Genomic DNA, 21,186 nt, shown 5'->3' with positions numbered 1-21,186 from the left:
ACTGCTGGCGTCTCGTGGCCAGTGCGTCAGCCCGTCAGTTATCCCTGCGAGTGCAGGGGCGGAACGAAGGGAGTTCACGACATGGACGAGAAGAACGGCACCAACAACGGGTCCGGTGACCACAACGGCGACAAGTCGAAGTCCGAGTAGCTCACACCACTGACGCCGCCTGCACACCGCTTGGTCAAGGAGCGGGTGGCAGCCGTGACGGCCCTCGCTTCCCCTGGCCAGCGAGGGCCGTCACTCCAATCCCCAGGCGTGCTGCGAAGGTGTGACGCTGGTCGAGAGCGTGCAGCGAAAAGCCTGCTTCCCTTCGCCTGCCCCCTTTCGCCCCCCTGAGGTGCCCCGTGCTCAAAGTCTGCCGCCCCCGTGCGTTCGCCGCGCGTCTCGACTCGTGTGTCGAATCCACGCCCCTCGCACGAAACTTGCTCCGTGCCTACCTCGCGGCTCTCCCCACCGGCGACCGCTACCGCGACGTCGCCGAACTCCTCCTGAGCGAGCTGTTCGCCAACGCCGTACAGCACTCTGATGCGGAGGAGGACCGGCTCATTGAAGTCCGGTTCGCCCTCAGCGGCAGCCTCCTCCGACTCGAAGTCCACGACGCCGGAGGCGGCCGCCCGACCCTCCACACTGCTCGCCCGCACGACGAGAGCGGACGCGGACTCTTCCTCGTCAGCGAACTCTCCGAGCGCTGGGGCTGCTGCCCGCGCGCGGGCGGGGTGGGCAAGTTCGTCTGGACTCTCATCGCCCCCTGCCCCACCCATTCCCTCGTCACCGCCTGAAAGCACGCTGCCGATGCCCCCGGTCCCCCTCACCGCACTCGCCAAGCACGCCCTCGCCCGAGGCTCCACCCCTGCCGAGGCCTACGCCCTCCTAGCGCGCCGAAGCCGCAAGCCCCTGCCCTCCGCCCGCGCCGTCTGCCTCGCCCTCTCCATCCCGCTCGCGGAGACCACGCGCCGTCTCAACGACTGCTACGACGCCCTGCTCGCCGACCCCCGCCCCAACACCGCGGCCGATACCGGCGAAGTCCTCGAAGCCCTCGGCATCTTCGACATCCCCAAGCGCCTCGACGCCCGCGACCGCGCCGTCGTCGACCTCTTCCTCGCCGCCATCGACGCCCACGGCGGGATCCGCGCCGGCCACCAGCACGGCCTGGCCCGCTGGTTCACCACCGGCAACCTCACCACCGCCTACCTCTCCCTCACCGCCTCCCAGCCCCTCCCCCGCACCGGCGACCCCACCCGCTACTGGACCACCCTCGTCACCGCCGGTGAACTCCTCCTCGCCACGCCGTCCCCCGACCCCCGCCTCACCTACGCCCTCACCCGATGCCGCCTCAACTCCACCCGAGCGGCCCGGTGACCTACGATCCACCGCGTCCTACGCCCCCATCGCCGCCCAGTCCTTGCACAAACCCGCCGGTGATCTCGCCGACCCCCTGAGCCCCGTCGAAGCATCCGCACGCCACTCGGCGCTGAACAGGAAGTCGGCGCGGCCGACTTCCTGTTCCATCGAATCTCCCGCCCCAACTACGGCGGGTAGCCAGAACAAGGAGGACCCATGACCCGAACCCCCGCGCCCTGGGGCATCAGCAGGATGGGGCCGTACGCGGCCACCACCACGATCCCGCACTACACGCCCGTGATCGACCCCGAAACCCAGCTCGCGGTGATCGTGGACGAGCACGGCCGGACCGTCGAATTGGGCGACCACGGCACCAGCACGAGCGGCCTGACGCCCACCACGACCACCCCGGGTGACGGGTCCCGCCCGGGTGGCGCGACCGACGCGGACAGTACCGAGTCGTACGACCAGGACCAGAGTTCCGGCTGATGCGTGACAGCAGGTCGGTGCTGGTGCTGACCAACCCCTACGACGTGACGGCGGACGTGGTGCTGCGGCTTCTCGCCGAGCGCCGGGTTCCCGTCGTCCGTCTCGACCCCGGCACCGACCTGCACGTGGGTGGCTCGCTGACCGCCACATACGGTACGGGCGATCAGCGGGGCACCCTGCGCACGGCGAGCCGGGAGATCGACACCACGCGGATTCGCTCCGTGTGGGTGCGCAGGCCCTCGCCCTACGAGGGACCGCCCAAATTGGCCGGCCAGGAGCGACGGTTCGCCGCGGAACAGGCCCTGTGGGGCGCCGGGGGCATCCTCGCGTCACTGCCTGGCGCGCACTACGTCAATCACCCGTGGAACAACCGGGCCGCCGAGTTCAAGCCCGCGCAGCTCTCGACCGCGCAGCGCTGCGGGTTCCTGGTGCCCAGCACGGTGATCACCGACGACCCGCACGAAGCCCGGACGTTCGCCGCGCAGCAGTCCGGCGGAGTGGTCTACAAACCCGTGTGGAACTCGCCCTACCGCGTGGACGATCAGCCGCACAGTGTGTGGGTACGGGAGGTGCGCGCGGCCGAGATCACCGACGCCGTGTCCGTCTGTCCCCACATGTTCCAGGCCAAGGTGGACAAGGCGTTCGACGTGCGGGTCACCGCCGTGGGTGGCCGCCTGTTCGGGGTCCGGATCGACAGCCCCGATCTCGACTGGCGTCACCGTCAAGACCTGATGACGTGCGCACCGATCGAGGTACCCGCGCCGGTCGCGCGTGCGGTTGCGGCCTATCTCGCCGAACTCCGTGTGCATTTCGGCGCGTTCGACTTCGCCGTGACCCCTGCGGGTGACTGGTACTTCCTTGAGTGCAACCCGAACGGCCAATGGGCCTGGCAGCCGGCGCAGACCACCGCCGCCATCGCGCAAGCCCTCACCGACCAACTGGAGAAAGGCCCCGACACGTGAGCACACCGGCTCAGCTGCGCAGCGCCCTGGCGGACAGACTCACCGAGGACGGCATCCTCACCGAACCCGGGTGGCGCAGCGCGGCCACCACGGTTCCCCGCGAGCTCTTCACGGGGTCCTACTTCCTCCCGATGGCGGGCAGCGTCCCCACCCGCTACCGGCCCGTCCGCGAGGGCGATCCGGGCTGGCTGAAGGGCGTCTACTCCGACGAGACGCTGATCACCCAACTCGACGGCCGGGTCAGGCCCGACGACGTGACCGAGTTCGCTGTGACCGGCTCCCCGTCGTCCTCGTCCACCCTGCCGTCCCTGGTGCTGCGGATGTGGCAGCAACTCGGCGCGGAGGCCGGTCACCGGGTGCTGGAGATCGGCACCGGAACCGGGTACTCGACCGCCCTCGGCGCGCACCGCCTCGGGGACGCCAACCTCACCAGCATCGAGTACGACCCCGCCGTCGGCGCGGCAGCGGCAGCGGCGATCAAGGCCGCGGGGTTCAGCCCCCGGCTGATCATCGGTGACGGCTTGCGCGGAGACCCGGACGGGAACCAGTACGACCGGCTCATCGCCACCTGTTCGGTCCGGTACATCCCGCTCCCGTGGCTGCACCAGGTGAAGCCCGGCGGTCAAATCCTGGTCACCCTCTCCGGGTGGAGCTATGCGAACGCCCTCGCGCTGCTCGACGTGACCGGCTTCGGCGAGGCCACCGGTCGGTTCCTCGAGGAACCGGCCGGTTTCATGATCGCCCGGCCGCACGACCGCCCGCCCCGCCCGACGCTGGACCTGCTCCCCGGAGAGGAGCGTCCGAGCCAGATCGACCCCGCGAAGCTTGACGACTGGACGGGCGGGTGGGTCGCTCAGCTCGCGGCGCCCTCGGCCGAGCGCATGGGAGTGGGGGCCGAACAGATCCTCTGGGACGTGTCCACCGGTTCGCAGGCCCGGACGACCCCCAACCCTGACGGCGGGTGGACCGTCGTCCAACGCGGCCCCGTCCGCCTGTGGGACCGGGTCGAGCAGGCGATTCAGAGCTGGCAATCGGTTGGTGAACCGCACCAGCACGCATTCGGCATCACGATCTCCCCCGCCCGGCAACGGGTCTGGCTCGGCAATGAGGCCGGCCCCGGCTGGGACCTCCCGATCTGATGCCCGCGGGCCGGTGGGCCAACGTCGTGCACCCGACCCGCCCAGGCCGTGCCGTGGCTGGTCCCGCCTGGCCAGGCGGGACCAGCCTCGGCGTACCCCGCCCCGCCCTGTCCGGCTCGGCGTGCCCGCCGAGCCCGGGGGTGGGGGGTGGACGGTGGGGAACGGCGGAAGAACTTCTCCACGAAGCGGATGGTGCGCGGGTGTTCACCCGGCACCTGGGCATACGAGCACACAACCCCCACCCCCGCGTGGCGCCGCCGAGCCACGATCCGCCCCGCCGCTAGCGTGGCCGCATGGGTGTGCAGGAACTGGATCTGGCCGGGTTGCGCCGGGTGTACGGGCGGACGGGGAGCCGGCTGTTCTACACCTGGGTGGCGCGCAACGCCCGCCACTGGGGCTGGACGGAGCCCGGGCAGTCGAAGTGGCGGATGTGGCGCGCGCAGCGGCAGTTGCAGGACGTGCTCGGCCGCCGGCTCGCCCTGCGCCCCGGCGCCCGGGTGCTGGACGCCGGGTGCGGCGCGGGGGTGGTGGCCCGGGCGATGGCGGAGCGTTTCGGGCTGGTCGTGGACGGCGTGGACGTGCTGGACTTCCACCTCGCCGAGGCCCGCCGCCTGAGCGACCGCGCCGGGTTCGGCGCCCGTACGGTCTTCAGGTGGGCCGACTTCCACGACCTCCCCTACCCTGATGGCGAGTTCGAGGGCGCCTACTCCATGGAGACCCTCGTCCACTCCTACGACCCGCCCCGCGCCCTCGCCGAGCTCCACCGGGTGCTGCGCCCCGGTGGCCGCCTCGTCCTGCTGGGCCCGATGGCCACCGGCCCGATCGAGGAACTCCCCGAGCACAAACGGGAGTTGCTGGAGCCCTTCCTGGACGCGATGGCGATGACCGGCGCCCGCCTCTACCACGCCGGCAACCTCTCCCACCTCCTCACCGAGGCCGGCTTCGAGGTCGAGGAGGCCCTGGACGCGACGGCGTACTACGCCCCGACCGCCGAGGCCGTGCACACCGCCTTCCGCCTCCCCTGGGAGGTGCTGCGCCGCTGCGGCGACCCGGCGCGGTGGCTCAATCTCCGTTCCACGGTGGAGATGTACGACGTCCGCGAGTGCGTCGCCTGGTACGTTCACACCGCCGTCAAGCCCGCGAGGTGACCCCCACCATGGCGCCCCTGCCCTACCCGACCGGCTGGTTCTGCGTCGGCCGCACCCGCGACCTCCTGCCCGGGCGGGTCCGCACCGCCCGCCTGGCGGGCGAGGACGTGGTGGTGTACCGAACGCGCCGGGGCACCGTACGGGCGGTCGGCGCGCACTGCCCGCACCTGGGCGCGCACCTCGGGGCCGGCGGCCACGTACGCGGCGAGGACCTGGTGTGCCCGTTCCACGGGTTCGCCTTCGGCCCGGACGGCTCCTGCAACGGCGCGCCGGACGGCACCCGACTGCGCGCCGATCTGACGAAACGTCATCTCGCCGAACTGGACGGTGCGTTGTTCGCCTGGCTCGGCGACGGCGCCCCGGCGTGGCAGCTCCCGCCGCCCTCCGGGTCGCGCCCGCTGGCCTGGTGGACGGGCGAGTTGCGCTCGCACCCGCAGGAGGTCATGGAGAACAGCGTCGACTTCCGCCACACGGCGGTGCTGCACGGCCTGGACACCCGGGAGACCGCCCCGCCGGAGGAGGACGGCCCGCTGTTCACCGTCCACCAGCGCACCACGACCCGCTTCCCGGGCCTGGGCGCCGTCAGCCTGGAGCAGCCGGTGGCGCTGGCGGGGCTGGGGCTGATGCGGCTGACCGCCGAACTCCCGCAGCTGGGCGCCACCTTGCGGGTGTGGGTGATGCCGACGCCGGTCGCGTCCTGGCGCACCCGGGTGCGGTTCGCGGTGTCGGTCACGCTGCCGAGCCCGGGGCCGGCGAGGTCCGTGGACCGGGCCGCGTCCTGGCTGGCTCTGCGCGCCTCGGTGCGGATCGTCAAGCAGGACCAGCCGGTCCTGGAGCACAAACGCTACCTCGACCGGCCCCGGCTGGTGCCCGGGGAGCGGTCGATCGGCGTGTTCCGCCGCTGGACCAAGCAGTTCTACCCGCAGGACGGCCCGGCGCATTGACCTCAACCACCCGCGAGGCTCTCCCACACCGGATCGGGCAGCCCGGGCACGGCCCGCCCCTCGGCCTGCCAGCGCCGGGCCAGTTCGGCGTAGATGGGCGCCTCCTGGTCGGCGCCCGCCCCTGCCCCCGCTCCCGTGTCCGGAGGCCGCTCCATCTCCAGCTCCAGCCCGTGCAGGATCGTTTCTTCCACCGGTCGTCGCCGTCGTCGCGGTACCGGCATCACCCCAAAACCACTCACACCCGCCCAACGGGCCCCACCCGCCCCTGGACACGGCCGCGTCAACCGGCAACGCCCCCGTCAGCCACACGTACGAGTGACCCGGGCCCCGCCCCAGCCCCCGCCGAGGCCCGCTCCGCCCGCACGAGAAGTCGGCCGGTCCGACTTCTCGTGCAGGTCGGCGCCTACCTCCCCCGCCCCGCCGCCAACAGCTCCGGCACGGTCGCGAGCTTCACCCGGGGCCGCCCCTCGGCCTCCCCCCGGGCGCGCTCCGCCCGCTCCATGGCCCGCAGCTCCTTCAGCCCGACCGCGTCCGGCCGCCGCCCCCGCACCAGCCGCTCGAACTCCCGTCGGCTCCCGGCCGGTACGGGAAGCGCCGAGGCGTCGTCCAGCAGCGCGTCGACCGTCTCCCGCGCACAGGCCCGGTTCGCCCCGATCCCCCCGGACGGGCCGCGCTTGGCCCACCCCACCACGTACGCGCCGGGCAGCGCCCGCCCGGTGGCCGGGTCGACGACCCGCCCGCCCCGGTGCGCGACCGTCGCCGCCTCCTCGTCGAACGGCAGTCCGGGCACAGGCACGCCCCGGTGCCCGATCGACCGCACGACCAGCCCGGCCGCCAGCGTCTCCCGCGCAGAAGCCCCGTCGTCGGCGGGAACCGTCCGCTCCACCACCACCCCCGCGACCCGCCCGTCCTCCCCCGCGACCAGCTCCACCGGCGCCGACAGGAACCGCAGCACGATCCGCCGCCCCTCCGGAAGCGCCGCCCCGCTCCCGTACGAGGCGAACGGCAGCCCCCCGAGCAGCGCCGCCCGCGACCCGGGCGCGGCCGACTCCACCGCCGCCCGCACCTGCGGATGGTCCTCGACCACCAGCTCGACGCCCGGCAGTTCGCGCAGCGCGAGGAACTCCGCCCGCGTCCACGCCGCCTCCTCCGGCCCGCGCCGCGCCAGCAGCACCACCTCCCGCACCCGCCCGCCGCGCAGCGCCGCGAGCGCGTGGTCGGCGATGTCGGTGGCGCCCAGCCGGTCCGGGTCGGTGAGCAGGATGCGGGCGATGTCGACCGCGACGTTGCCGTTGCCGATCACCGCGACCCGCCCGGCGTCGAGGCGGTCGAGCGCCACCGCCCCGGCCGGCACGGTCGGTTCGGCGTTGTACCAGCGGACGAAGGTGGTGGCGGGCAGGCTGCCCGGCAGGTCCTCGCCGGGGATGCCGAGGCGCCGATCGGCGGCGGCGCCGACCGCGTACACCACGGCGTGGTGGTGCGCGGCGAGTTCCTCGTGCGTCAGGTCGGTGCCGACCTCGACGTTGAGGTGCATCCGCAGCCGGGGGTCGTGGAAGACGCTCGCGAAGCTCTCCGCGATGCGCTTGGTGGACTGGTGGTCGGGCGCGACGCCGTGGCGCAGCAGCCCGCCGGTGACGGGCAGCCGGTCGATCATGGTGATCTCGGCGCCGGTGGTGCGCAGCAGTTCCTGCGCGGTGTACCCGGCGGACGGGCCGGTGCCGACGATGGCGACGCGCAGCGGCCCGACCCCGGCGGGCAGGCTGCGCGGGAAGCTGGGCGCGCCCCAGGCGTGGTCGCTGGGGTGGTCGCGGTACCAGTCGCGGTTGATCGGGCCGAACCCGGTGTCGGGTCCGCGCAGCCGGTCGACGGGGAAGACGGCGTCGACGGGGCAGGCGTCCGCGCAGGCGCCGCAGTCGATGCAGGCCGCCGGGTCGATGAAGAGCATGTCGGTGGTGCCGAACTCCGGTTCGTCCGGGGTCGGGTGGATGCAGTTGACCGGGCAGACGGACACGCACGAGGCGTCGTTGCAGCAGGTGCGGGTGATCGCGTAGGCCATGGCGGGAGTGGGGTCCTCGCTCTTTTGAGGGAAGGTGACGAACCGTCAGAGCATGTTGATCCGGCGGTAGATGGCCGCCGATCGCTTGGTGAGCAGCCCCGTCTCGGCGAGGAAGGCCATCAGGTGCCGGGAGCTGGTGCGCATCATCGCCTTGCGGTGCTCGTTGGCCGCCGCCTCGGCGAGCGCCCGCTGGACGTCGAGGCCGGCGGCCCGGTACACGCCGGGGTGGACCATGCTGGTGACGATGATGTACGCGCAGATCGCGATCCCGGCGGCGGCGTGGCGGCGCCGGACGGGCCCCGCGTGGCGCATCCGCTCCCGGATCTCCTGCCGGGCGAACTTCATGTGCCGGGACTCCTCCACCACGTGGATGCGGGAGGTGCCGCGCACGATGTCGAGGACGTTCTCGCCGCGCATCCAGTCGCGCTGCATGACGTCGAGCACCTCCTCGGCCACCAGGATTCCGCCGTAGGCGAGTTCGCCCCGGGCGAGGGACTTGAAGGCGCGGCCGGCCTGGGCGACGAGGCCGTTGGGCCGGTAGGCGGGGACGCCCATCTTCTCGCAGGCCCGGGCGAACATGATCGAGTGGCGGCACTCGTCGGCGATCTCGGTGAGCGCGAAGCGGAACTCGGCGTTGGCCGGGTCGTTGAGGTACTGGTCGCGCAGCACCATCTGCTGGAGGATCATCTCGAACCAGATGCCGGTGTTCATGATCGAGCAGACCTCGTGCCGGGTGAGCGTGACCCGCTGCTGCTCGCTCATCCCGTCCCAGAGCCGGGTGCCGTAGAGGGTGCTCCACTCCGGGTTGAGGCCGTGGTGCTCGGGCGGCAGGGGCGCGTCCCAGTCGATCTCGACCGAGGGGTCGTAGGAGAGGGTGGCGGCCGACTCCAGCAGCCGCTTCGAGACGTCGTCGTCCGCCGTGCTGTGCCGCTGGTCGTGCCTGGTGTGCCCGTCCTGCCGCCGCGCCACCGGGTCGGTGAGAGCCATGGCTGCCTCCTGGTGCCTGCCCTTGCGGATGGAGGATGCCCGCTCACCCGCTTATTAGACGGACAGTACAATAAGAGCGCCCGCCCGAGAACCCCCTGGACGTGGGGGCGGCGGGTGAACGCCCGCCCGGTACGCGCTGGGGGTCAGGCCCGTACGGCCGGAGAGGTGGCGCCGTAGGGAGTCGGTGGTGGCGAGGCCGCCGAGCCGGGCCACCTGCTCGGCCGTGGCGGCGCCGCAGTCGGAGCGCACCAGGTGCAGGCACAGGTCGATGCCGGCAAAGAGCCCGGCGGAGCTCAGCAGGTTGCCGTCCTCGACGTACAGAACGTCGGGGCGCAGCCGCACCTCGGGGTAACGGGCCGTGAACTCCTCGGACTTGGCCCAGTACGTGGTCGCGCTGCGCCCGTACCTACGGCTACGGGCCGCTCGACGGGCCCGCCACCGAGGGCCTGCCGATGGCGCCCACCAGCGTCAAGGGCGCCGTCCGGGCCCGGATGTGGGAGGACGCCCTCGTCGCGCAGCGGGCCGGGCGTGTCCGGGTGACGGAGGCGATCGGGCGGACCGACTCCGTCATGGCGGAGTTCCCGGAGATGCTCTACCTCTACGACCGCCCGAACCTCCTCGACGCCTCCTTCACGTCGGAGGCCCCGGGCCTCACGGCGACGCCCCTCGACCTGGTCCTGGACGAGATGGTCTCGGCCTGAGACGCGCCCACCGCCGCCTCCAGCTCGGCGCAGGCGCGCACCAGGTCGGCACGCCCCGTGCGGGGCGCGTCGGCCAGGGCCAGCGCGACCCGCCTGGTCCGCTCGGCAGCCAGCCGGGTCGCCGTGCGGTGGACGAACCAGGCCCTCAGGACGGCGACGAGAGGGGGGAGGACGAGGACGAGACAGGGGGTCATGACGGGCTCCTGACGCTGTGCCGGATCGGATCGACCCCAGGCTGTCGCGAGCGCGGAGTTTCCGACTAGGCTGCGGAAACCCCGGTAAACGGGGGCGACTTGACTCATCGAGTGGGGACGGGATGCCTGGGGGGCGGCCACCGAAGGGCGATCAGGAGCAGTACGCGGAGCTGCGCGAACTGGCCGTCTGGTTCCGGCAGGCCCTGCTGAGCGCGGGGTTCGCGACGCCCAACGCGTTCGTGCAGCGGGGGCTGTTCGACAAGGGCGTCGTCTACGGAGTGCACAACGCCGTACGACTGCTGACCCTGGACGACACCAAACTGCTGGCGATGGCGCTCAAGCGGGACCCGGCCGAGGTCGAGCCGATCTGGCGGCGGGCCAAGCAGGCCCGGGACCGGTCGGTGGCCGCCGAGAGGACCGGCGCGCAGCCACGGCTGGAATCCTGGGACAACCTGCCGCTGCCCGCCCTGGCCCTGCGGAACCTGCTGGACGCCCAGTCGGCGGCCGTGGACCGGCTCCCGTACGACATCCTCGACGTGCAGGAACCGCCGCTGTCGGCGATCTACGTACGGCAACAGGTGCGCCGGCAGGCGCGCCGGCACGGGGTGCGGGACACCGGTCCGGTGGACCGGGCGGGGGCGGCCAAGGGCGGCAGTCCGGTCGGGGACACGCCACCGGAGTGGGACGCCGTGCTCCCCGCCCCCGAGGTGCTCGGCCGCCACGCGCACCTGCTGGTCACCGGCGAACCCGGAGCCGGGAAGTCCACCCTGACCAGTCATCTGACATGGTGCCTGGCCAGGATCTGGCTCCGCGAGACGAGCAGCGCCGAAGCCCCGACGACGGAACCCGTGGTGCCGCTCCGGATCGCCGCCCGCACCCTGGCGGACAGCACCGACTCCTGGAGCGAGACCCTCTGCAAGGCCGTGCGGCAGTGCATGGGGCCCACCCTGGTGGCCGACCCGGAGCCGGGCATCTTCGCCGGACGGGTGCAGGGTGCGCGCTGGCTCGTGCTCGTGGACGGGCTGGACGAGGTGACCGACCGCCAGGCCCGCACCGCGATCATCCGGACCATCGCCCAGCACGCCAAGCCGGACAGCGCCTACCGGTTCCTCGTCACGACCCGCCCGCTGCCCGAGAGCGAGTTGGCCCCGCTGCGGCGTGCCGCCTTCACCGGTTACCGGATGGAGCCGTTCAGCCCCGGCGAACTGGCCGACTTCGCCACGAAGTGGTTCCGGGCCCAGGAGGTCGAGGACGTCGAGGAGGCGGCCGGCAGGTTCCTCCGGGAGACCGAGGACGGCCGGCTGAGCGAACTCGTCGCCAACCCGCTGCTGGCCACCATCGCCGCCGTCAGTGCCACGCTTGACCCCCAACAAGCCCTGCCCACCAACCGGTTGAGCCTCTACCGGCGATTCTTCGACTACCTGCTGCGCCGGTCGGCCGACTCGGGTTCGTGGTCCAGGGCGGCGAAGGAGGAGCTCCTGGAGGCGCTGGGCCGGCACCGGATCGAGAGCGACGGCCCGCTGGAAGAAGCCGCCCTGCGGTGGGCCCGCGAGCACGGCCGTCCGGACGACCCCCAGGAGCTGTGCGAACTACTGCTGGCAAGCGGCCTGTTGGTCCGGCAAGGAGATTCGGTCCGGTTCCTGCACCACTCGTTCGCGGAGTACCTGGCGGCCCGCTCCTACGCCCGGGAGATCCCGCCGGACTTCCCGGAACTGGCGGACTGGGTAAGGCGCGGGACCAGCGGGGCCGAACAGACCCTGGCCCTGTTCACCTTCCGGCTGTGGGCGGACCGGGCGGAGTGCGACGGCGCGCTGGTCATCGACCACCTGTTGGCGGGCCTCTGGGTCGAAGACTTCTCTCTGGCCGCACTCCTGGTGGCGGAGGGGGCGTCTGTCGACGCGGGCCGACGCACGTTGCTGTACGACCGCCTGGAGCAGGACGCGCGCAACGACCCGGACGAGGCCGAAGCGTGTGTTCAGGCGCTGGCCAGCCTCTCGGACGACTCGGCGGTAGTCGTGCGGCTGCACAGGCTGGCCAAGTCGCCGGTGGTCTACGTCGATCTCCGCCTGCACGCGATCGCCGCGCTGGCCCGGCATCCAGGCACCACCAACGCGGAGGGGCTGCTGAAGAGCATCCTCCCGGACGTCCAACGCAGCCTGCCACATGCGGCGCGCATCTCCCTGACCATCAGTAGTGGTGCCCAGGAGGCCGTTCTCGACCGAGCCCGGGCCCTTCCCACGGATTCCCTGGACCGTCCCTGGATGCGCTCCATCACCGCCCGGGTCCTGGAGATCCTCGGAAGGATCGACGAGGTCGGCGCCGCGAGCCGCGCCGCCCTGCTGGATCTGCGGACCGGCCCGGCCTCTCAGGAGATGGCCGCCGAGTCCTGGCTACGCGCCGAACCCGAGAAGGCCGCCGATCAGATAGCCGAGCTGGTGATTGCGCGACCCTCCGAAGCCGCCTCGGGAACGGAGCAACTGGCGCTTCTCCTGGAACGGTCCGGCGAGACGGACGCGGCGCTGCGGATCGCCGGTGCGGTCCTGCGCGCCGGGGAGGCCCCCGGCTATCTCCTGAAGAGCGCTGCCAGGATCTGGGCCCGCTGCAGCGGCGACCCCACCGTCCTGTTGGAGGCTCTCGACCGGTGCACCGCGAAGGCCGGCTACGACGCGGACGACCGCTCGGCGCTTCTGCAGGCTGCCGCCGAACTCGGGGCGGGCGATCCCGCCTTGGACTGGGCACGTACGGCACTGGGCCGGGAGCGCGGGCCCGAGGTGTCCGCCTCCGCCGCCATCACGGTCTGGCTGGCCGCGGCCGGTCCCGGCGCAGCACCGGAGATCATGGAACTGCTCGACCAGGGCGACCGGATCGACCCGTTCGATCTGGACACGAGTGCGGAGGCGATGCTCAACGGCGGCGCACCCGAGGCGGCACGGCAAGTGGCCGAACGCGCCCTGTGTACGCCCAATGGCTCGACGGGCTTCTACCGGAGAGCTTCGGCTGTGCTGTTCAAGGTGTCCGCCACCGACGCGATCGCTTTCCTCTCGCGGGAGTCCGGCGTCGGGTCCCCATCCGATCCCGACTGGACCGGCGGAGTTCTGACGACCCTGCGAAGCCAGGAGAGCGACCGGTGCAAGGAGCTTCTGCAGCGGCTGGCGGAACGTCTACTGGACCTTCCCGTCCTGACGTCCACGCAGTTGGAAGAGGCGATCGACGCTCTGGGATCAGTCACCGGGCGCACCGTACTCGGGGCACTCGTCGACAGGTTGTCCGACGAGCCGCGGCTCAGTATCCACCAGAGGTTGACTGTGGCCCGGGCGCTGGCCTCGGTCGGCGAGCACCTGTACGCGTTCAGGATCTGGCGGGACTTCCTGGCGAAGTCCGTCCCACCCCACGCAGGGGAATGGACCCTCCTCCAGGACGTCCAGGCCGCCGGTGCCGCCGACGAGGCCCGCACCTGGATCCGTGAGCTGATCGACGCCCCCGACACCGGACCGGGAAAGAGGCTCCGCCTGCGGCAGATGCTCGCATGGCTCAGCGTCACCCCGTGAGCCTCCCGCGCGCGGCATGCCCTACGCCCCACCCGCCGCCCGCTGTGCCCGTTCGACCAGGTGCCGCCGCTCCGGCGCACTGGCCGTACGGGCGGCGGCGGCCCGGTACGCCGCCGCGACGGCGGCGGGCGAGGCGCCCGCCCTCTCCAGCGGCCCGCCCTCACCCCGTGCCCCGGTCCCGCGCGTCGAACGCCGCCAGGGAGCGCGCGCCCGGCCCGAGGGCGCGCCGCAGCTCCTCCTCCACCCCGGTGTCCAGCCCGCCCAGCGCCTCCGCGAGTTCGGCCGTCACGTCCTCGGCGATCTCGGCCGCCACCGCCTCCACCGGCGTGCGCGGCCCCAGCTTGCTGACCGCCCCCGCCGCCCGCGCCGGGGTGAGCAGCGCCGAGGCCTGGGCGAGCAGCCACCCCGGCACCCCGGCCGCGCCCCCGGGCGGGACGAGGTACGGGCGGGCGCCGTCGTAGCGCTCGTCCTCGGCGAAGGCCCGCTGCTTCACCTTGAGCACCGGACGGGCCGCCGCCCCCTCGGCTCCCGTCTCCCACCACTCCCCGGCGGGCTTGAGCACGTACCCCTCGGCCAGGTTGTCGGCCAGCTCGGGCAGTCCGAACAGCGCCGGCACCCGGCTCGGGTACGCGACGGGCAACTGCTGCAGCGCGGTCAGCGGCCCGTGGCCGAGCAGCGGTGCGCAGACCAGCCCGGCCGTGGCGGCGGCGGAGCGCAGCGCCCGGTCGGCCGCCCAGCGCCGGCCGGCGGCCGTCTCCACCGTGGCGTCGAACGGCAGCCAGCGCAGCCCGGGCGCGTACCAGACGCCGGTCTGCACCGGGTCGACCCCGGGTTCGGCCGCCACCTGCGGGTGCGGGTAGCGCCCGCCCGCCAGCTCGCCGTAGACCGTCACGACGCCGCCCTCCTCGGGCCGCAGCTCGGCGGCCAACCGGGCTGCCACGACGGCGAGTTCGGGCCAGATCCGGCTGACGCCGAAGAACCCGTCCAGCCCCTCGTCCCCCAGCAGCTCCCGCCGCTTCGCCGCCCGCACGGAGCCGTCCGCCTCGCACACCACCGCGAAATGCGCGCCGTGCACCTTCTCCGCGGCCGTCCACTCCCCGCTCCCGGGCGCGCCGGGCCGCCCCTTCGCGGGGATCTTCGGGTACGGCCTCAACTCGCGGCTCTCGGCGCTCTCGTCCACGGACACCCTCCGATCCTCGCCCGCCCGCGCACCCCCGGGCAACGGGGATTCCCCGGGCCGCAGCAGGGGCGGGCGGGGCTACCACAGGCTGAGCGTCACGTTGACGCACACCCCCACGACGACGATCACCACCAACACCCGCAGCCAGCGCGGGTGTTCCTTCTCGGGCTGCCCTCCGGACACGGCTTCTCCCCTTCGACGCCCACGACGTCGTCTCGACGACCACCTGAGGCCGAACCTAGCCGCGCCGCACCGCCCACCGCAGGAGCGCCGACTGCCCTTCCGAGGTGCAGTTCTCTGCACCTGCAACTCTTCAGTCGATCGACCGCAGGTACGCCAGCACCGCCCGCACCCGCCGGTGCCCGCCGTCCGAGGCGGGCAGCCCGAGCTTGCCGAAGATGTTCCCGATGTGCTTGTTCACCGAGGTCTCCGCGATGAACAGCAGCCCCCCGATCGCCCCGTTCCCGTGCCCCTCCGCCATCAGCGCCAGCACCTCCCGCTCGCGCGAACTGAGCGCCGCCAGAGGGTCGTTGCGCACTCGGCGCACCATCAACTGGGAGATCACCTCCGGGTCCATCGCGACCCCGCCGGCCGCCACCCGCTCCAGCGCGTCCAGGAACTCCTCGACCCGCCCGACGCGGTCCTTGAGCAGGTACCCGACGCCGGAGGCGCCGTCCGCGAGCAGTCGGGCCGCGTACGCGTGCTCGACGTACTGCGAGAGCATCAGCACCGGCAGCCCCGGCGCCTCCTCCCGCGCGGCGACGGCGGCCCGCAGCCCCTCGTCCCGGAACGCCGGGGGCAGCCGGACGTCCAGGACGGCGACGTCCGGGCGGTGCCGGAGCAGCGCGGGCAGCACGGCCTCCCCGTCCTCCACGGCCTCGCACACCTCGTGCCCCGCGCCGGTGAGCAGCAGCGAAATGCCCTCCCGCAGCAGGGCGTTGTCCTCGGCGATCACGATCCGCACGGCAGCTCCACTCTCAGTTCGGTCGGCCCTCCGGGCGGGCTGTCCAGCTCGGTGACGCCGTCGAACGCGGCGACGCGGCGCTCGATGCCGCGAATCCCGGTGCCGTCCCCCGCACCGGCCCGCGCCCCGCCGCGCCCGTCGTCCCACACGGAGAGGTGGACGGCCCGCGCGGTGGTGCGCAGCCGCACCCGGCCGCGCGCGGCGCCGCTGTGCTTGGCGGCGTTCGTCAGCGCCTCGGAGAGGACGAAGTACGCGGCGGCCTCCACCGCGACGGGGGCCCGCGCGCCGCCGGTCTCGTCCTCGACGTCCAGTTCGGTGGGGATCTGGCTGGCCGCCACCAGCGAGCGGGCCGCCTCCGCGAGGCCGTGGTCGAGCAGCACCGGCGGGTGGATCGAGCGGACCGCCTCGCGCAGCGAGCGCACGGCCTGCTCGGCCGCCTCGCGCGTCCCGTCGAGCAGGGCCAGGGCCTCGGGCAGCCGCTCGGGGCCCGCCGTGAGGGCCCGCTTCACCAGGGCCAGGCGCAGCGAGACGGACACCATCCCGGCCTGCGCGCCGTCGTGCAAGTCCCGTTCGATGCGCCGGAGTTCGGCGGCGTGCGCCTCCAGCGCCTCGGCCCGGGTGACGGTCAGTTCCTGCACGCGCGCGGCCAGCGACAACCGGCGCCGACGCGGCCCGAGCAGCGCCCGGGTGGTCAGCGCGTGCAGGTGCGCGCACCAGGGCAGCAGCCATCCGGCCAGCGCGGCGTAGGCGAGGCCCACGGCGAAGGCCGCCGACGCCGCCCACCAGGAGCCGACCTCCCAGGCCAGCAGCTGCGGGGGCCTGGGAGGCGCCCACCACCACAGCGGGACGGTCAACCAGCTGACCGCTCCCGCGCACAGCGTGAGCGACAGCGCGGCCCCGAGAACGCCGAGCAGCGCGTGGGCGAGCAGCCAGAGCAGGTCGGTGTACGTGGCGCGGTCGGCCAGCACGGCCTGGGCGCGGGCCAGCGCCCGGCCCTCGGCGGGCCGGTAGTCGGAGCGGATCTCGGCTCCCAACCACCGCCCGGAGCACCGCCGTTGGCCGTCGGCGGCCCGCCGGAGCCGGGTCAGTACGGGCGGCAGCAGCAGGAGCCCCGGCCCGATCAGGCTCAGCGCGAACACGGCGAGCACGGCGTACGCGCCGGCGAAGGCCAGCAGGCCGGTGCCACCGGCGGCGAGCACGTACCGCAGCGCCGCCGCGAAGCGCCGCGCGAATCCGCGCACCCCGTCCGCCTGCGGCAGTCCCCGCCGAACCGCCACCCCGCCTCCCCGCCGGCCCCGGTCTCCGGCCGCCGACGCTACCACCGGGGCGCTCGGCCCTCGGGGGGCGGCCCTTCGCGCGCCTGGGCCCCAGCCCGGTCAGCGCCCCTGGCCCCCGCACGGTCAGCGCCCCTCGACCGCCCTCGCCACCTGCCCCAGCAGCAACTCCTCCGCCTCCCCCGCCCCCAGCCGCCCGACCAGCACCTGGGCCGTCAGCCCGTCCGCCAGCGCGAGCAGGGTCCGGGCCTCGCGGCGCGGCGCTCCCGCCCCGGCCTCGGCGAGCAGCCGCAGGAGCACCTGCTCGAACTCCTCGTACCCGGCCCGCAGCACCTCCGCCAGCGCCGGGTTGACGGCCGCCCGGGCGACGAAGGCGAGCCAGATCCGCGCCTCGGCCCGGTGCTCCTCGCGCAGCAGCGCCACCTCGGTGACGGCGTGTGCCAGGGCGCCCCCTGCGTCCTGGACGTCCCCGACGGGCCGGGCGCGGACCCGCCCGGTGATCCGCGCGCCGATGTGGGCGAGCGCGAAGCGCAGCATCTCCTCCTTGGTGCGGAAGCACCGCTGGACGGCGCCCATCGACACCTCCGCCCGGGCGGCGACGTCCCGCAGGGTGGCGGCTTCGAGTCCGCGCTCGTCGATGAGGAGGCAGACGGCGTCGGCGATCCGGCGCCGACGCTCCTCGTGGTCGACCTGCCTGGGCATCCCCGGCCCCTTCCCTCGGTGTCCCTCCGTTTAATCCGATGCAAGTGTATCGGTTGCTCGACTACCGTTCCGATGCAACCGCATCACCACTGCACCACCATGGAAGGGAGCCCGACCGTGCCCCTCTGGAAGCTGTCCGCCGCCGAGATCGCCGCCGCCGTCCACAAGGGGGAGGTGTCCGCCCGGGAGGTCGTCGACGCCCACCTCGACCGGATCGCCGAGGTGAACCCGCAGGTCAACGCCGTCACCCAGCTCCTCGCCGACCAGGCCCGCACCGCCGCCGACGACACCGACCGGCGCCGCGCGGCGGGGCAGGCCCTCGGCCCGCTCGCCGGGGTGCCGTTCACCGTCAAGGAGTCCACGCCGATCGAGGGCGTGCCCACCACCTACGGCCTGCGCCGCTTCTCCACCCTCGTCGCCCGCGCCGACGCCGTCCCGGTCTCCCGGCTGCGCGCCGCCGGCGCCGTCCCGATCGGCCACAGCAACCTGCCGACGCTGATCCTCTCCGGCATGCACCCGCGCAGCGAGCTGTACGGCGACACCCGCAACCCCTGGGACGCCACCCGCACCCCCGGCGGCACCAGCGGCGGGGACGGCGCGGCCGTCGCCTCCGGCCTGGCCCCGCTCGGGCTCGGCAACGACTCCGGCGGCTCCGTCCGCATCCCGGCCTCCTTCTGCGGGGTCGCCGCCCTTAAGCCGACCACCGGCCGCTTCCCCGCCGACCAGCGCGTCATCGGCCCGGACGACCCGGGGCTCGCGTCCCAACTCCTCGTCGTCGACGGCCCGTTGGCCCGGCGGATCGGGGACCTCCGGCTCGCGTACGAGACCCTGGCGGGCCCCGACGTCCGCGACCCGCGCGCCGTCCCGGTGCCGCTGTACGGCCCGGAGCCGGCCGCGCCCGTACGCGTCGCCCTGGTCGCCGACCCCGGGGGCCACGGCGTCCACCCGACCGTCCGCGCCGCGCTCGACCGGGCCGCCGACGCCCTGCGCGACGCCGGGCACGAGGTGCACGAGCTCGCCGACCTGCCCCGCTTCGACGAGGCGACGGAGTACTACCACCGCTTCCCCGTCACCGAGTTCGCCCCGAACTGGCCGGTCGTCCGCGAGCTGGTCGGCGAGGCGTCCGCGCGCTACATCGACTTCACCATGCGCCGCACCCCGCCGATGGACGCGGCCGAGCTGATGCGGATGGCGGGCGCCACGGCGGGCATCCGCCGCGCGTGGGCCGAGCTGATGCAGGAGTACCCGCTGGTCCTGGGCCCGATCTTCACCGAGCCGTCAGTGGAGCCCGGCCTGGAGTCCAGCTCCCAGGAGGGCCGCGACCGGGTCGCCGACGCCATGCGGCTGTGCAGCGTGACCACCCTCCTCGGCCTCCCGGCGGTCGCCGTCCCGACGGGCTGCGCGGAGGACGGCCTGCCCGTCGGCGTGCAGCTCGTCGGCGGCGCCTTCCGCGAGGACCTCTGCCTCGCGGCGGCGCAGGCGGTGGAGGACCGCCTCGGCACCTTCACCCCGATCGACCCTCGCTGACCCGCTTTCTCACCGCTACCCCTGCCGATCGGCAGGGGTAGCGGCGCTTCCCGGGCGAGTCGCCCACGATCTATGTGCCGATCGGCACATGTGTAACCGGGCCTTCTGACCCCAGAGTTGGGGCCATCGAGACGACGGCCATCGGGGCCGCCGCAGAAGGGAGCCCACCGTGTTCCGCATCAGCATCCGCACCGCCCGCGCCACCCACATCACGGCCGCCGCCGCGCTCGCCCTCGCGGCGCTCACCGGCATCGCCCCGGCCTCGGCCTCCCCCTCGCGCGCCCACCACCTCGCCCTCGCGAGCGTCAAGGGATCCGCCCGGATCATGTACGCCTACTCCCCGAAGGACGACATCCGCTTCACCATCGACGCCCAGGCCGCCCCGTACACCCACCGCTTCCCCGGGACGCGGCTGGAGAACGGCCTGCCCACCGACGCCGAGGGCACGGTCCTCGTCTCCCACCACAGCGCCGAGAAGAACGCCACGTTCACGGCCGAGGCCAGGGTCGACTGCCTGGCCACCGGCGGGCCGGTCGCCACCCTGACGGCCGTCGTCACCAAGTCCGCCGTCCTGACCGTCGGCCAGCGAATAGGCCTGAGCGTCTACCAGGGCAGCGGGGACGACGAGGACGGCGGCGGCGCCCGCCTCGGCTTCTCCTGGGGCATCGGCAACGCGGACGTCGACGCCTCCGGCAAGCCCTACCAGCCGGTTGTCGGCACCTGCATGGCCCCGGCCCCCTTCGCCCCGGTCGTCCACGGCGGGTACCAGGTCCACCACGCCGACATCGAGGTCCGCTGACCTCACCCACCACCCATCCCCGCCTACTACGTGGCGCGTACTTCACGGCGCGTAGTATGGTGCACCGTCAGATCGAGAGGAACGCCGACAACTCGAAGGAACCGCACGACACATGCAAGCCAACGACGCCCAGACACTGGTGCTCTGCGCCCTCGCGGACGGGCCCCTGCACGGGTACGCGATCAACACGGCGATCGAGGAGCTCACCGGTGAGCGCCTCGGGCCCGGGAGCCTGTACGGCGCGCTGACGAGGCTGGAGTCCAAGCAGCTCGTCGAGGCGGTCGACGGCCAGGGCCGGCAGCGGCCGGTCCGGCTCACACCCAAGGGACGGGAGGTGCTGGAGCGGGAGCTGCGCACGATGGCGCGCGTCGCGGACGTGGGGCTGCGGCGGCTGGGGGTGGAGCCGGCGTGAGCGTCGCCGTCCGGGCCCTCGTCGCCCGGAGCCTGGTCCGCCTCTACCCCGGCGCGTTCCGCGAGCGCTGGGGCGAGATGGTGGAGGACGAGGCCCGGGGCGCCGGCTGGAAGTCCTGGCCGAACCTGGTCGTCGGCATCGCCGACATGTGGCTGCACCCGGCGCACTGGCCGGCCGACTCCCCCGCCCAGCGGCAGCGCCGGGTGGCGACCATGGGCATCACGGTCGCGCTCGCCGCCTGGTTCCTCAGCCACGTCGCGGCCGAGCAGGGCGACGCCCTGCCCTCCGCCGACGTCCGCACGGCGGTCACGCACGGCTGCACCGCGCTCCTCCTGCTCGGCCTGGCCCTGGTCGCGCCCCGGCCCCGGCCGGCGGTGGGCGCCGCGGTCATGCTGCTGCGCTGGGCGCTGCGCCGCCTCGCCCTGCCGACCACCGTCGGCACCGCGGCCGTACTCCTCGTGCACAGCGGCATCGACACCTCCCCGCCCACCCTGCGGGCCGCCGTCCTGGCCGGCTGGTGGATCGCCCTCGGGCTGGGCGCCGTCCAGATCCCCCGGATCTTCACCGGCGTCGGCGCGGAGGCCGTCCTCCCGCCTCCGATCGGCCGGCTCCGCGCCGGCGTCTGGACGCTGGCCGCCGCCAGTGCCGCAGGCGGCGCGGCCGTCCTCGGGGCCTCCCTCTCGGACGGGTTCCACCTCCTCGGCGCCGCCGTGGGCACGGGCCTGCTCCTGCTCACCGCCGTCTGCGCGGGCACCCTGCGCGACCTGCGCGAACTCCCCGCCTCCACCGACTGACCGCCACCAGCCGACCCCCGGC

General features: G+C 73.7%; 20 protein-coding genes. 13 read left to right on the top strand and 7 right to left on the bottom strand.

The features are described 5' to 3' along the window. Window positions 1-347 precede the first annotated feature (347 nt). From ACIRRS_RS33505 to ACIRRS_RS33475, 7 genes are all read left to right on the top strand, one after another. Window positions 348-782: an ATP-binding protein gene (locus tag ACIRRS_RS33505; protein WP_402979075.1), complete on the top strand. Its 435-nt coding sequence runs from the start codon at window positions 348-350 to the stop codon at window positions 780-782. A 13-nt stretch (window positions 783-795) separates the two neighbouring features. After that, on the top strand, window positions 796-1,362 hold the full coding sequence (locus ACIRRS_RS33500; protein ID WP_402979072.1) for a hypothetical protein: 567 nt from the start codon (window positions 796-798) through the stop codon (window positions 1,360-1,362). A gap of 198 nt (window positions 1,363-1,560) precedes the next feature. Beyond that, window positions 1,561-1,833, top strand: a complete 273-nt coding sequence (gene tgmA / locus ACIRRS_RS33495) for a putative ATP-grasp-modified RiPP (RefSeq protein WP_402979069.1) — start codon at window positions 1,561-1,563, stop codon at window positions 1,831-1,833. Beyond that, on the top strand, window positions 1,833-2,795 hold the full coding sequence (tgmB, locus tag ACIRRS_RS33490; protein WP_402979066.1) for an ATP-grasp ribosomal peptide maturase: 963 nt from the start codon (window positions 1,833-1,835) through the stop codon (window positions 2,793-2,795). The genes tgmA and tgmB overlap by 1 nt, the downstream gene beginning before the upstream one ends. Continuing rightward, entirely contained in the window at window positions 2,792-3,934 is a 1,143-nt protein-coding gene (gene tgmC, locus ACIRRS_RS33485) for an ATP-grasp peptide maturase system methyltransferase (protein WP_402979063.1), read from the top strand. The genes tgmB and tgmC overlap by 4 nt, the downstream gene beginning before the upstream one ends. A gap of 293 nt (window positions 3,935-4,227) precedes the next feature. Continuing rightward, on the top strand, window positions 4,228-5,082 hold the full coding sequence (locus ACIRRS_RS33480; protein WP_402979060.1) for a class I SAM-dependent methyltransferase: 855 nt from the start codon (window positions 4,228-4,230) through the stop codon (window positions 5,080-5,082). Window positions 5,083-5,090: 8 nt separating this feature from the next. Next, on the top strand, window positions 5,091-6,026 hold the full coding sequence (locus ACIRRS_RS33475) for an aromatic ring-hydroxylating dioxygenase subunit alpha (RefSeq protein WP_402979057.1): 936 nt from the start codon (window positions 5,091-5,093) through the stop codon (window positions 6,024-6,026). A gap of 2 nt (window positions 6,027-6,028) precedes the next feature. Here the strand turns inward: ACIRRS_RS33475 and ACIRRS_RS33470 are convergent, their stop codons facing one another. The 3 genes from ACIRRS_RS33470 to ACIRRS_RS33460 form a co-directional block, all read right to left on the bottom strand. Next, the gene (locus ACIRRS_RS33470) at window positions 6,029-6,217 is read right to left on the bottom strand and encodes a hypothetical protein (protein ID WP_402979054.1); all 189 of its coding nucleotides are present in this window, start codon (window positions 6,215-6,217) and stop codon (window positions 6,029-6,031) included. A 212-nt stretch (window positions 6,218-6,429) separates the two neighbouring features. Next, window positions 6,430-8,082 carry an FAD-dependent oxidoreductase gene (locus ACIRRS_RS33465; RefSeq protein WP_402979051.1) on the bottom strand — a complete coding sequence of 551 codons (1,653 nt, stop codon included), beginning with the start codon at window positions 8,080-8,082 and terminating at the stop codon, window positions 6,430-6,432. 45 nt (window positions 8,083-8,127) lie between these two features. Beyond that, a complete protein-coding gene (locus ACIRRS_RS33460) occupies window positions 8,128-9,069 on the bottom strand; it encodes a diiron oxygenase (RefSeq protein ID WP_402979048.1) in 942 nt (313 codons plus the stop codon). Window positions 9,070-9,521: 452 nt separating this feature from the next. Between ACIRRS_RS33460 and ACIRRS_RS33455 the strand changes: the two genes are divergently transcribed. Both ACIRRS_RS33455 and ACIRRS_RS33450 read left to right on the top strand, forming a co-directional pair. Next, entirely contained in the window at window positions 9,522-9,770 is a 249-nt protein-coding gene (locus tag ACIRRS_RS33455; protein ID WP_402979045.1) for a hypothetical protein, read from the top strand. A 316-nt stretch (window positions 9,771-10,086) separates the two neighbouring features. Next, on the top strand, window positions 10,087-13,512 hold the full coding sequence (locus tag ACIRRS_RS33450; protein WP_402979042.1) for an NACHT domain-containing protein: 3,426 nt from the start codon (window positions 10,087-10,089) through the stop codon (window positions 13,510-13,512). Between the two features lie 160 nt (window positions 13,513-13,672). Here ACIRRS_RS33450 and ACIRRS_RS33445 read toward each other — a convergent pair whose 3' ends face one another. The 4 genes from ACIRRS_RS33445 to ACIRRS_RS33430 all read right to left on the bottom strand — a co-directional run bounded on the left by ACIRRS_RS33445 (window position 13,673) and on the right by ACIRRS_RS33430 (window position 17,632). Continuing rightward, window positions 13,673-14,698, bottom strand: coding sequence for an RNA ligase family protein (locus tag ACIRRS_RS33445; protein WP_402979039.1), 1,026 nt, complete (start codon window positions 14,696-14,698; stop codon window positions 13,673-13,675). A 307-nt stretch (window positions 14,699-15,005) separates the two neighbouring features. Next, the gene (locus ACIRRS_RS33440; protein WP_402979036.1) at window positions 15,006-15,656 is read right to left on the bottom strand and encodes a response regulator; all 651 of its coding nucleotides are present in this window, start codon (window positions 15,654-15,656) and stop codon (window positions 15,006-15,008) included. Continuing rightward, complete coding sequence (locus ACIRRS_RS33435) at window positions 15,644-16,933, bottom strand: sensor histidine kinase (protein ID WP_402979033.1); 1,290 nt, start codon at window positions 16,931-16,933, stop codon at window positions 15,644-15,646. Before ACIRRS_RS33435 ends, ACIRRS_RS33440 begins: the two co-directional genes overlap by 13 nt. A gap of 123 nt (window positions 16,934-17,056) precedes the next feature. Further along, window positions 17,057-17,632, bottom strand: a complete 576-nt coding sequence (locus ACIRRS_RS33430) for a TetR/AcrR family transcriptional regulator (protein WP_402979030.1) — start codon at window positions 17,630-17,632, stop codon at window positions 17,057-17,059. Between the two features lie 99 nt (window positions 17,633-17,731). On the opposite strand from ACIRRS_RS33430, the gene ACIRRS_RS33425 reads away from it, so the two are divergent. The 4 genes from ACIRRS_RS33425 (at window position 17,732) to ACIRRS_RS33410 (ending at window position 21,164) form a co-directional block, all read left to right on the top strand. Continuing rightward, window positions 17,732-19,159 carry an amidase gene (locus tag ACIRRS_RS33425; protein ID WP_402979154.1) on the top strand — a complete coding sequence of 476 codons (1,428 nt, stop codon included), beginning with the start codon at window positions 17,732-17,734 and terminating at the stop codon, window positions 19,157-19,159. Between the two features lie 169 nt (window positions 19,160-19,328). Continuing rightward, a complete protein-coding gene (locus ACIRRS_RS33420) occupies window positions 19,329-19,958 on the top strand; it encodes a hypothetical protein (protein WP_402979027.1) in 630 nt (209 codons plus the stop codon). A 112-nt stretch (window positions 19,959-20,070) separates the two neighbouring features. Beyond that, window positions 20,071-20,370: a PadR family transcriptional regulator gene (locus ACIRRS_RS33415; protein ID WP_402979024.1), complete on the top strand. Its 300-nt coding sequence runs from the start codon at window positions 20,071-20,073 to the stop codon at window positions 20,368-20,370. After that, window positions 20,367-21,164, top strand: a complete 798-nt coding sequence (locus ACIRRS_RS33410) for a hypothetical protein (protein ID WP_402979022.1) — start codon at window positions 20,367-20,369, stop codon at window positions 21,162-21,164. Before ACIRRS_RS33415 ends, ACIRRS_RS33410 begins: the two co-directional genes overlap by 4 nt. The last annotated feature ends 22 nt before the right edge of the window (window positions 21,165-21,186 follow it).

This window comes from Kitasatospora sp. NPDC101183, from assembly GCF_044767945.1.
Taxonomy (GTDB): domain Bacteria; phylum Actinomycetota; class Actinomycetes; order Streptomycetales; family Streptomycetaceae; genus Kitasatospora.
The sequence above is the reverse complement of the archived record's forward strand: the minus strand, read 5'-3'. Positions and strand labels throughout refer to the sequence as shown.

What these genes read in the sequence shown, in the direction of transcription:
- ACIRRS_RS33500 (WP_402979072.1), top strand. Translation starts at nt 796, where the DNA reads ATGCCCCCGGTCCCCCTCACCGCACTCGCCAAGCACGCCCTCGCCCGA.
- tgmA (WP_402979069.1), top strand. Translation starts at nt 1,561, where the DNA reads ATGACCCGAACCCCCGCGCCCTGGGGCATCAGCAGGATGGGGCCGTAC.
- tgmB (WP_402979066.1), top strand. Translation starts at nt 1,833, where the DNA reads ATGCGTGACAGCAGGTCGGTGCTGGTGCTGACCAACCCCTACGACGTG.
- ACIRRS_RS33480 (WP_402979060.1), top strand. Translation starts at nt 4,228, where the DNA reads ATGGGTGTGCAGGAACTGGATCTGGCCGGGTTGCGCCGGGTGTACGGG.
- ACIRRS_RS33475 (WP_402979057.1), top strand. Translation starts at nt 5,091, where the DNA reads ATGGCGCCCCTGCCCTACCCGACCGGCTGGTTCTGCGTCGGCCGCACC.
- ACIRRS_RS33465 (WP_402979051.1), bottom strand. Translation starts at nt 8,082, where the DNA reads ATGGCCTACGCGATCACCCGCACCTGCTGCAACGACGCCTCGTGCGTG.
- ACIRRS_RS33460 (WP_402979048.1), bottom strand. Translation starts at nt 9,069, where the DNA reads ATGGCTCTCACCGACCCGGTGGCGCGGCGGCAGGACGGGCACACCAGG.
- ACIRRS_RS33455 (WP_402979045.1), top strand. Translation starts at nt 9,522, where the DNA reads ATGGCGCCCACCAGCGTCAAGGGCGCCGTCCGGGCCCGGATGTGGGAG.
- ACIRRS_RS33450 (WP_402979042.1), top strand. Translation starts at nt 10,087, where the DNA reads ATGCCTGGGGGGCGGCCACCGAAGGGCGATCAGGAGCAGTACGCGGAG.
- ACIRRS_RS33430 (WP_402979030.1), bottom strand. Translation starts at nt 17,632, where the DNA reads ATGCCCAGGCAGGTCGACCACGAGGAGCGTCGGCGCCGGATCGCCGAC.
- ACIRRS_RS33425 (WP_402979154.1), top strand. Translation starts at nt 17,732, where the DNA reads ATGGAAGGGAGCCCGACCGTGCCCCTCTGGAAGCTGTCCGCCGCCGAG.
- ACIRRS_RS33415 (WP_402979024.1), top strand. Translation starts at nt 20,071, where the DNA reads ATGCAAGCCAACGACGCCCAGACACTGGTGCTCTGCGCCCTCGCGGAC.